Source organism: Caballeronia sp., from assembly GCF_049581465.1.
GTDB lineage: Bacteria > Pseudomonadota > Gammaproteobacteria > Burkholderiales > Burkholderiaceae > Caballeronia.
Window position 1 is genome coordinate 1 of record NZ_JBAUSA010000059.1, and the last position, 8,941, is coordinate 8,941.

The 8,941-nt window shown below is 60.0% G+C and carries 8 protein-coding genes and 1 pseudogene; 3 read left to right on the forward strand and 6 right to left on the reverse strand.

Going from position 1 to position 8,941, the window contains the following annotated elements; genetic code table 11:
- Both WCA53_RS01355 and WCA53_RS01360 read right to left on the reverse strand, forming a co-directional pair.
- A pseudogene (locus tag WCA53_RS01355) lies at nt 1-365 on the reverse strand (succinylglutamate desuccinylase); the annotation flags it as partial.
- Between the two features lies 1 nt (nt 366).
- A complete protein-coding gene (locus tag WCA53_RS01360) occupies nt 367-1,155 on the reverse strand; it encodes a transporter substrate-binding domain-containing protein (RefSeq protein WP_423904619.1) in 789 nt (262 codons plus the stop codon).
- 115 nt (nt 1,156-1,270) lie between these two features.
- Here WCA53_RS01360 and WCA53_RS01365 point away from each other — a divergent pair, with 115 nt between their 5' ends.
- A complete protein-coding gene (locus tag WCA53_RS01365; protein ID WP_423904622.1) occupies nt 1,271-2,200 on the forward strand; it encodes a LysR substrate-binding domain-containing protein in 930 nt (309 codons plus the stop codon).
- Between the two features lie 9 nt (nt 2,201-2,209).
- On the opposite strand, the gene WCA53_RS01370 is transcribed toward WCA53_RS01365, so the two are convergent.
- Nucleotides 2,210-3,106 carry a LysR substrate-binding domain-containing protein gene (locus tag WCA53_RS01370; protein WP_423904626.1) on the reverse strand — a complete coding sequence of 299 codons (897 nt, stop codon included), beginning with the start codon at nt 3,104-3,106 and terminating at the stop codon, nt 2,210-2,212.
- Nucleotides 3,107-3,247: 141 nt separating this feature from the next.
- Here WCA53_RS01370 and WCA53_RS01375 point away from each other — a divergent pair, with 141 nt between their 5' ends.
- Nucleotides 3,248-4,429 (forward strand): M20 aminoacylase family protein, encoded by a 1,182-nt coding sequence (locus WCA53_RS01375; protein ID WP_423904631.1) that lies wholly within the window; start codon nt 3,248-3,250, stop codon nt 4,427-4,429.
- Nucleotides 4,430-4,523: 94 nt separating this feature from the next.
- Entirely contained in the window at nt 4,524-5,837 is a 1,314-nt protein-coding gene (locus WCA53_RS01380) for an MFS transporter (protein ID WP_423904634.1), read from the forward strand.
- Nucleotides 5,838-5,862: 25 nt separating this feature from the next.
- Here the strand turns inward: WCA53_RS01380 and WCA53_RS01385 are convergent, their stop codons facing one another.
- The 3 genes from WCA53_RS01385 to WCA53_RS01395 form a co-directional block, all read right to left on the reverse strand.
- Nucleotides 5,863-7,299, reverse strand: coding sequence for a class I SAM-dependent methyltransferase (locus WCA53_RS01385; protein WP_423904637.1), 1,437 nt, complete (start codon nt 7,297-7,299; stop codon nt 5,863-5,865).
- Between the two features lie 212 nt (nt 7,300-7,511).
- Entirely contained in the window at nt 7,512-7,739 is a 228-nt protein-coding gene (locus tag WCA53_RS01390; RefSeq protein WP_423904640.1) for a hypothetical protein, read from the reverse strand.
- A gap of 594 nt (nt 7,740-8,333) precedes the next feature.
- The gene (locus WCA53_RS01395) at nt 8,334-8,744 is read right to left on the reverse strand and encodes an FKBP-type peptidyl-prolyl cis-trans isomerase (protein WP_423904643.1); all 411 of its coding nucleotides are present in this window, start codon (nt 8,742-8,744) and stop codon (nt 8,334-8,336) included.
- Nucleotides 8,745-8,941: the final 197 nt, after the last annotated feature.

Here is an 8,941-nt window from a genome sequence, read left to right on the forward strand (position 1 = left end):
GTCCAGTGCGAGCCTATGCGTTCGACCAGCGACTTCGCCGACGGCAGCGGAAAATTGCGATTGAAATTGTGGCCGCTGTTCAACTCGAAGCGGCCAATGAACTGGCCGAGCACATGTTGTGCGAGGCCGATCGGATTGGCGACCGGCACGAGGATCACCTCCCCGCGAATCCGGCCCTCTCTATCGAGTTCGATCAAGCGCCGCTTCAGGCTCCACGCTGTCAGCATTGCCGGTGTTTCGTCGGCATGCAACGACGCCTGCAAGTACACTTTTTCGCCGGCGCCGGGCGTGCCGAAATGGAAGCTGACGAATTCGCGGCGCGTGCCAATGGAAGTCGAAACGAGGGGGGTGTGTCGAATTTGCATGTCAGTTGCCGTAGACGTCGAAATCAAAATATTTGGCGGCGATTTTTTGGTAGGTCCCGTCAGCCCGCATGGCGCCGATCGCGCGATCGATCTTTTCCTTGAGCGCAACGTCCTCCTTCCTCAAGCCGATGCCCGTACCGTGATCGCCCATTTCAAGCGGCCCGCCGATAAAGCCGAAACCCTTGCCTTTCGGCGTCTTCAGGAAACCGTTGTCGGCCTCCACCGATCCGAGCAAGGCGGCGTCGAGCCGGCCCGCGATCAGGTCGTCGAACACACCTTCCTGGCTTTGATAGGCCACGACTTCGACACCGCCCGGCTGCCAGTTCTTTTGTACGTAGGTTTCGAATTGCGTACCGCTTTGCACGCCGATCCGCTTGCCGCGCAAACCTTCCGCGCTCACGGTGAGCGGCGTCCCCGTCCTCGCGATCAGGCGCGACTTGAACTGAAACAGCTTGGTCGAGAACGCGATCTGCTGCATGCGCTTTTCGGTGATGGCCATCGACGAAACGATTGCGTCGATCTTGCGCGCCTGGAGTGCCGGAATCACGCCCGAGAATTCCATCTCGACCCATTCGCAATGCATCGCGATGCGGCGGCAAATCTCGTCGGCGAGATCGACGTCAAAGCCCGTCACGTGACCGTCAGGCATCTTGACGTCCATCGGCGGATACGACGGATCGATACCCAGCCGCAGAACATTCGGGTCTTTCGCGAGCGCCGGCGTGGTGGCCGTGGCGGCGATAGCGGCCGCGAGTAACGTGGACCGGAACAACAAAGGGAAGGTTTTCATCGGCGCTCATTGGGTCGGTGGGATGGCGTGGAACCATGGTACGAGTGTTAGTTGCCAGCAAACAGGGCCGTTTTGCTTATCATGATCACTTTTACATATCACAGGGAGTGACATCTTGGACCTGACCTTGGCGCAGCTTCGCGTGTTCGTGGCAGTCGCGGACGGGGGGAGCCTGCGTGCGGCCGCGCGTAGGCTGGGCATCGCGCAAAGCGGTGTCACGCAGCAATTGAGAAAGCTCGAGGGCAGCGTGGGCGGTTCGTTGTTCGAGCGGGGCCATCGCGGCGCACGGCTCACGGCGACCGGCGAGCGCCTGCGCATTCGTGCCGATGTCATTCTCGGTGAGTGCGCCCGGACCGAAGACGAGATGCGCCAGCTTCGCGGCGAGTTGACCGGGCAGGTGTCGCTGGGCGTCGCTGCTGAGGCGATGATGCGATTATTCCCCGCGCTGCTCGCCAGTTTTCGCGAGCGTTGCCCGCGTATCGATGTTCACCTGACTAGCGCGACGTCGCGCGTATTGACCGCGTGGGTCCGTGAAGGCCGCCTCGATTTCGCCCTGGCGCTGACCTCGCGCGATGCCGACATCCACGACCTGGACGCGACCGTGCTGTTCGAATCGCCCGTGGCGGTGATTGCGCGGCGGGGCCATCCGCTAAGCCATGCGCGTTCATTGCAAGCGCTCAAGTCGTGCGATTGGGTCAGCACGCGGCCACGTCATGCCGGCGATGTTGCAAACCGCTTGCAGACCTTGTTCGAGGACGCGGGGCTGGAAGGACCTCGCATCGCAGCGACGACCGAGGCCGTGTTCGACACGCTGCATTGCGTTGCGAACAGCGACTATCTTTCGCTCGAACCGGTTCGCCTCGCGCAACATCCGTTCTTCAAGGATCATGTGGTCATGGTTCCCATCAAGGAACAGGTGCCGGTCACGCGGGTGTGTTTGCTGCGTCGCGCGGGTGTACCGCTCACACCCGTCGCGCAGGAGCTTGCGTCGATGGCGGTGTCGTTTGCGCGAATGGGTGCGGGTGGGCTTGCATCTCTGACATGAGCGCCGGTTCTAGACACGCGCTCGCGTCACTTCTTGCAGGCAGTCCAGCAGGACTGACGCAGCGGGTGTCAGCGGGCTGTCCCGGCGAGTCACTACACCGATTGCTATGGGCGGCAGTGGATCGATGATCGGGAGCACGGTCAGGCCATCTCCCACCCAAGGGTGATCAAGCAAAGGCTCGGGTAGCGCAGCGATAGCGTCCGATCCGCGCAATAACGCATGTGCAATGACGAAGCTTGGGCACTCGACTACGCGCTGCGGCACCGGCAAGCCTTGCTCGGAGAAGAAATCGAGTAGCCGCCGCGTCGAGCTTTCAGGCGATGGATTCAGAAGCCATTCCGCATCGACGAGTTCGGCAAGGGTCGTGCTACGCGACAGAGGATGATCTTGCCGGGCAACGATCACCGACTGGCTCCGATAAAGCTCGAAGTAGTCGAACTCGGGCGCCAGTTGCTCCTCGACGACGACGGCGACGACGAAGTCCAGCGAGCCCTCGCGCAAGCGCGGCAGCGCGACACCCGTAAAGCCTTCGATAAAGCTGACTTGCGCATGCGGCATCCGCTTGCGAAACGCCCGATATGCCGCAGGCAAGAATGACATGGCGGTCGTGGGCGTAATGGCGACGGCAACCTTCCCCGTTCCAGCGCTCCTAAGATGCGCTATATCCTCCTCAGCGCGGCGCATCTCGCTCACGATCATCTGCGCCCGCGTCCGCAATCTCAGGCCGTAGGCGGTCAACTGGACACCTCGGGTGGTTCGCAGTACCAGCGACACACCCAGGTCCGTCTCCAGTTCCTTGAGTGCTTTCGTCAGCGCCGCCTGCGAAAGATGCAGGCTGCGCGCGGCTGCGCGGATGCTTCCCTGCTCGGCGACCGACAAGAACGCTTTCAGCTGATGGTATTTCATCGCGATGATCCGATTTGATGCTGACTCATGCTGACAACCTGAGGTGGTCAGCAATCCAATTAACTGTCTTTTGGTTTTCAATTTGACTTTATATCCTGAATTTCATCCGGTCACGTTCGCCTTTGCTCAAGGAACCCACTCATGCTGTCTGTCGACCCCGTCATCCCCGGCATTGCCGCTATCGCGCCCGAAATGATCGCAATCCGGCGCCGCATCCATGCTCACCCCGAGCTTGCCTTCCAGGAGGTGGCGACAAGCGATCTCGTAGCCAGCTTGCTGACGCAATGGGGCTATGAGGTCACGCGGGGGCTCGGCAAGACGGGTGTGGTTGGCGTGCTGCGAGAGGGCACGGGCAGCAGCCGCATCGGTCTGCGCGCGGACATGGACGCGCTCCCCATTGAAGAGGCTACCGGCCTGCACTACGCGAGCGCCGTGCCGAAAACCATGCACGCGTGCGGTCATGACGGCCACACGGCGATGCTGCTTTGCGCGGCCCGTTATCTCGCTCAAAGCCGCCAGTTCTCGGGCACGCTGAATGTTATTTTCCAGCCCGCCGAGGAGAGCTACGGTGGCGCACGTGCCATGATCAACGATGGCCTCTTCGACCGGTTCCCGTGCGACGCCATCTTCGGCCTTCACAACATGCCGGGGTTCAAGACTGGCGACATGAACTTCTGCACCGGACCTGCAATGGCGTCGGCGGACCGCGTCACGGTCGTGCTGCGCGGCGTGGGCGGCCATGGCGCGCTACCGCATCTTTCGCGCGATCCGATGCCCGCAGTCGGCGCGATCATTCTTAGCCTGCAAAGCATCGTGGCCCGCGAAATCGATTCGCAGAAGTCGGCGGTGATCTCGGTGGGCAGCGTCAAGGCCGGTGAAACCTTCAACGTGATTCCACAAACCGCCGAAATGAAATTGTCGGTGCGAGCACTCGATCCAACCGTGCGCGCACTGCTGCACGAACGCATCAAAACACTCATACACGCGCAGGCGAGCGCCTTTGGCGTCGAGGCCGACATCGACTATGAGCTGGGTTATCCGGTGCTTGTGAACCACGCCGAGCCAACCGCTTTCGCCGCGGATGTGGCGCAGACAATGCTCGGCGCCCAGCGCGTCGATACACAAGCGCGCCCGCTCATGGGCAGCGAGGATTTCGCGTACATGCTCGAGGTCGTGCCTGGCGCCTATGCGTGGATCGGCAACGGCATCGAGGGCAAGGGCAGTTGCATGGTGCATAACCCCGGCTACGATTTCAACGACGATATTCTCGCCATCGGCGCGAGCTACTGGGTTCGCCTGACCGAGGCGTATCTGGCTGAATGAGTGGCCGAATGAGTGGCTGAATGAGTTCGCCGACCCGATCGCAGGCTTCGTCCGCAGCGGGAATGTCGAGGATCAATACCCCCCAGGGAAAATCATGGAAACATCCGCGCTGCCGTCCGTCGAAGCTGTAACCAACAGTGCCTATGCCAAGCCCCGAAGCCGCACGAAGCTGGTCATGGCCGCAGCCGTCGGTAATGCGCTCGAGTTCTACGATTTCACGGTGTATGGCTTCTTCGCGCTGTTGATCGGCAAGCTATTTTTCCCCGTACACGATCCGGTCGGACAACTGCTGCTGGCAGTCGCGAGCTTTGGCGTCGGTTTCTTCACGCGGCCAATCGGCGGCCTCATCATAGGCATGTATGCCGATCGCGCCGGACGCAAGAAAGCCATGATCCTCACGCTCGCGCTCATGGCGCTTGGCACGGCGATGATTGCAATGGCGCCGACCTATCACCAGGCGGGCCTCGCCGCGCCGGTCATCCTGGTCGTCGCGCGGTTGATACAAGGATTTTCAGCAGGTGGCGAGGTGGGCGCATCGACCACGCTCTTGCTCGAACAAGCGCCGCAAAATCGGCGTGGCCTATACGCGTCGTGGCAATTTGCGAGCCAGGGACTTGCCGCGCTCGCGGGTGCGCTGACTGGTGTCGCACTGACCTCGTACTTGTCGGACGCGCAACTTGAAAGCTGGGGTTGGCGTGTGCCTTTTGTGATCGGCACGCTGATTGTTCCGGTTGGTTTTTGGTTGCGCGGCACACTCGAAGAAGAGCCCGCACGCGCCCGTCAACCAAAGCCCCCGAAGCTTCCGCTCGTCGACGTGTTGCGCCATCATCAGCGCGCTCTGCTGACCGGTCTTGGACTCACAATTGCCGGCACTGCTGCGCATTTTATTATCGTGTTTTATCTGTCGATTTACGCGGTGAAAATGCTCGGGCTGTCGCAGGGTACGGCGATGTTGTCTGGCTGTGTATCAGGCACCATTTTGTTTTTTCTGGTGCCCGTCGGCGGTTACCTGACCGACCGGTTTGGACGTAACAGGCTCGCGCAGGGTTCGCGAATAGTGCTGATGCTAGCCATCTATCCCGCATTCGTCGCGTTGAACCGGTGGCCGACGCCCGCCACGCTGATCACCATTGTGAGTGCACTGTCGGTCGTGCATGCCATCAATATCGGGGGCGTTGGGGCGATGCTGGGAGAACTCTTTCCTCGCTCGGTCCGTGCGACGGGCGGCGCAGTGGTCTACAGCCTCGGCGTGGCGATCTTTGGTGGCTTTGCCCAGTTCTTCGTGACGTCGCTGATCGTTGTGACCGGCAATGCGCTTGCCCCGGCATGGTACGTGATTGGGTGCGGAGCACTAGGACTAGTCGCCGTCGCTTTCATGGACGAGAAAGCGGGCCGGCCCCTTGATTAAAGAAGCCCGACGGACCGGTCCAACGCTATCCGATCCCTAGTGCCTGCAGTATGGGCAAATGCACTTGGGCGAAGCGCTGAGTTTTCGCCGCAAGATCGCCCGCGACGGTAGCGGAATCGGTTGGCGATCCCATCGGCCGAGGCTCCATGCGGATAGTCGTTTCAGCGAACTCAGCCCATTGATCGGGTCGCTGCATGCCGCGCAATTTCGCTAATAGAAAAAGTTGCGGGATCCGTGGCATCAAGATGCCTGAACTCGAGACCGGGCTCACCAGGAATTGAATGTCCGCGCCTTCGATTGCCCGCTCACAGATCGCGGCGTTCAATCGGTCGGCCGACGGCCTTGCATCGGCGATCTCGGCCTCTTCTTGTGCGTTCAACAAAACGCCCATGCTAATCAGCAACGTCACCGCCGTTACGATCTGCGTCAACGTGATGGAACGGTCTCGAACGCTCTCCTCGATCTCATGCAGAGTCATTGCGCGATGGCCGGACAACGCGTCGAGGATCGGATCGTAGAAGCCTTCTGTCAGCAACGTCTCGCCCAGCGCGCCCCGCACCTTGAGTACCACCGACGCTCTTGGCAGAGCAAGGATCACGCGATGTGCGCGCAATGCGGCCTGCTGCTCCTCGTGGCTTAGCGTGCGTGGTTCCTTGACCCAGTAATCGCGACGAAATGAGCGATTCACGCAGAGGTCACGCGCGGTTTCCCTCAAGCAAGTATCGGTGATGCTCGCTACTAGTTCGCGTTGCGTGGAGGTCAGGTTCACCTCGTCGATATGATCGCGATAGTCAGCGGACCCGCCATACGTCAGCCCGGCAGCGCCGAGCGACGAGGCAACCTGCGAGAAAAACATGGGTTGCCAGTCACGATTGAAATACTCGTGGGCAAGGTAATTGAGGCTTTCCCCGGACATGCCGTTGACGCGTTCGGCTAGCAGCGGGTTGACTAGCGCGTAGCCGGGTTGCGTCGCGAACACGGTCTGCGCGAATTCAACGGCTGCCCGAATGCGCGTTTGCAGACGTTCTTCGGGAGCGATGCCATCGTGTGATTCCGACACCGCGCTCGACCGAAAATGCGCATGCATCAATTCCCGCACCGGGAGCATTGTCGCGCAACCGGGCTGGGCGTTGTAGCTCACGTACACCACACCACCGGCCTTGAGTTTGCGCCGGATGAAGTCGACGATTAGCGCGCGATTCTCTTCGGAAATCCAACTCCAGGTGCCGTGCAAACCAATGAAATCGAAGTCCGGAAAATCATCGCGCCGGCAGAACGCAGAGAAGCTTTCGCCGGACAACCGCGCATGAGATCCGGAGCAGTCCGCAAGTTGCTGGGCGAAGCTCGCATGAAATGGGTTGAAGTCGGTGCCGTACCACTGGCTAGCCGATCCGGCAGCGTGAATGTTCACGCTGACACCATGACCGAACCCCAATTCGCAGGCAACACGAACATCTGGCACGGCCAATCCCGCTCTTAATAACGGAAGTCTTAGCCGTACGGGATTGAGCTCATCACAATAGCCGAACGTGTAAGCAATTTCACCAACGTATCCTGTGTCCCACTCGCTCACGTTTAATCTCGTTTAATCTCGTTTAATCACGTCATTGCATGCCGACCTGTGTCGCCGGCCGTGCCCAACTATTACCGGCCAGCGGCCATGAAGCCGACACCCTACGTCAGCGAAGCAAGCAGAATCGAAGGCCGCCTGACATGAGCCTTGAATGCGTCCCCCGCTTCGCGGTCGCCCGTCGAACTCACGTGCGACGTCTCGGCGATATCGGCCTGCTCATGGAAGTCGCTGACGACCTTGCTCCTGATATCCGCCGGCAACGATCGAACGATGGAGACCAGCAAAGCCTCCTCCGCGTGAATCATGCCCAGTATCGAACGGGTGTCCATGCGAAGCTCCGGTGAATGCGTAGTAAAAGCAATCTAGCACGATCCGCTGGTCCGTTGAGGTCGCCTCGCGCTATGGTGCGCGAAGATCACACTACCGCTATAAACTGGGTCTCCAAACAAAAATCGCCTACCCCATGCCTGCAGAACACCCCGCTGACAAGCCGCACGAAAAGTCGACGCCATTCAAACGCGAACCGCTGCCGGATTTACCTCGAAAGCTGCCGACCGGGTCTAGCGGTATCGAACCCGCAGTCGCTACCGGTTTTTGCGGGGTGATGCTTGACGCCGGTGCCTGGGCTTTCATGCGAGATAAAAGCGGAGACTTCTTCCCCGCGCTCACGCCCATTTGCATGGTCGCGGGCGCCGTTCTTACTGCTATTAGCGTTGTATTGTTCGGCCTGGTCTGGCTTAAGCACCAGCGCGCTTTACGCTCAAAATAAGACTAAGGACACAGGTGAATGTTCTCCCTTCCTCTTCAACTTTCCCACGCCTGACTGATTGCTGACGTCCATATTATTGGACACGGCGTGAGAGGGCTCGGATCAGCATACGTATTGCCGTATGTGTGTCGGCACCCCGCGCGCCGCGTCGCCATCAGTTGCCGATTTTCAGCAATTCGACTTCAAACACCAGCGTGCTGTTCGGGGGAATTGCACCCACGCCGCGATCGCCGTATGCCGTCGCGGCCGGACAAACAAGCTTCGCTTTTTCACCAACCTTCATCTTCTGGAGACCCTCTGTCCAACATTGGACGACACGGCCAAGGGGAAATGATGCCGGCGTACCACGCTTGTACGAAGAGTCGAATTCGGTGCCGTTCGTCAGCGTCCCGCGGTAGTTGACCGTCACGGTATCCGCCGCAGTAGGCTGTGCCCCGGTTCCTGCCGTGATTTGCGTCACGGTGACACCAGACGGAAGTGTTACGGTCGCGCCGGTATCAGCAAAGGCAGAAGAGGCAGCCGAGGCGAGAACAGCAATCGTAAGCAAAAGCGAAATCTTTTTCATAAAGCGTCCAGAGCGTTCCGTGAGTGAGAATAGTGTTCTTAAGAAAGTGCAGCGGTATCGCGGCAACCCGGAACCTTAGCATGGACGAGCAACGGTACAGGAACCGCTCATGGCGAGGCGGCATTTTCCGAGTAGCGAGCAGCGTTTGTTCCCGCGGCGGATAGGTCTCGTGTACGATCGGTCCACGTCGAGATCCG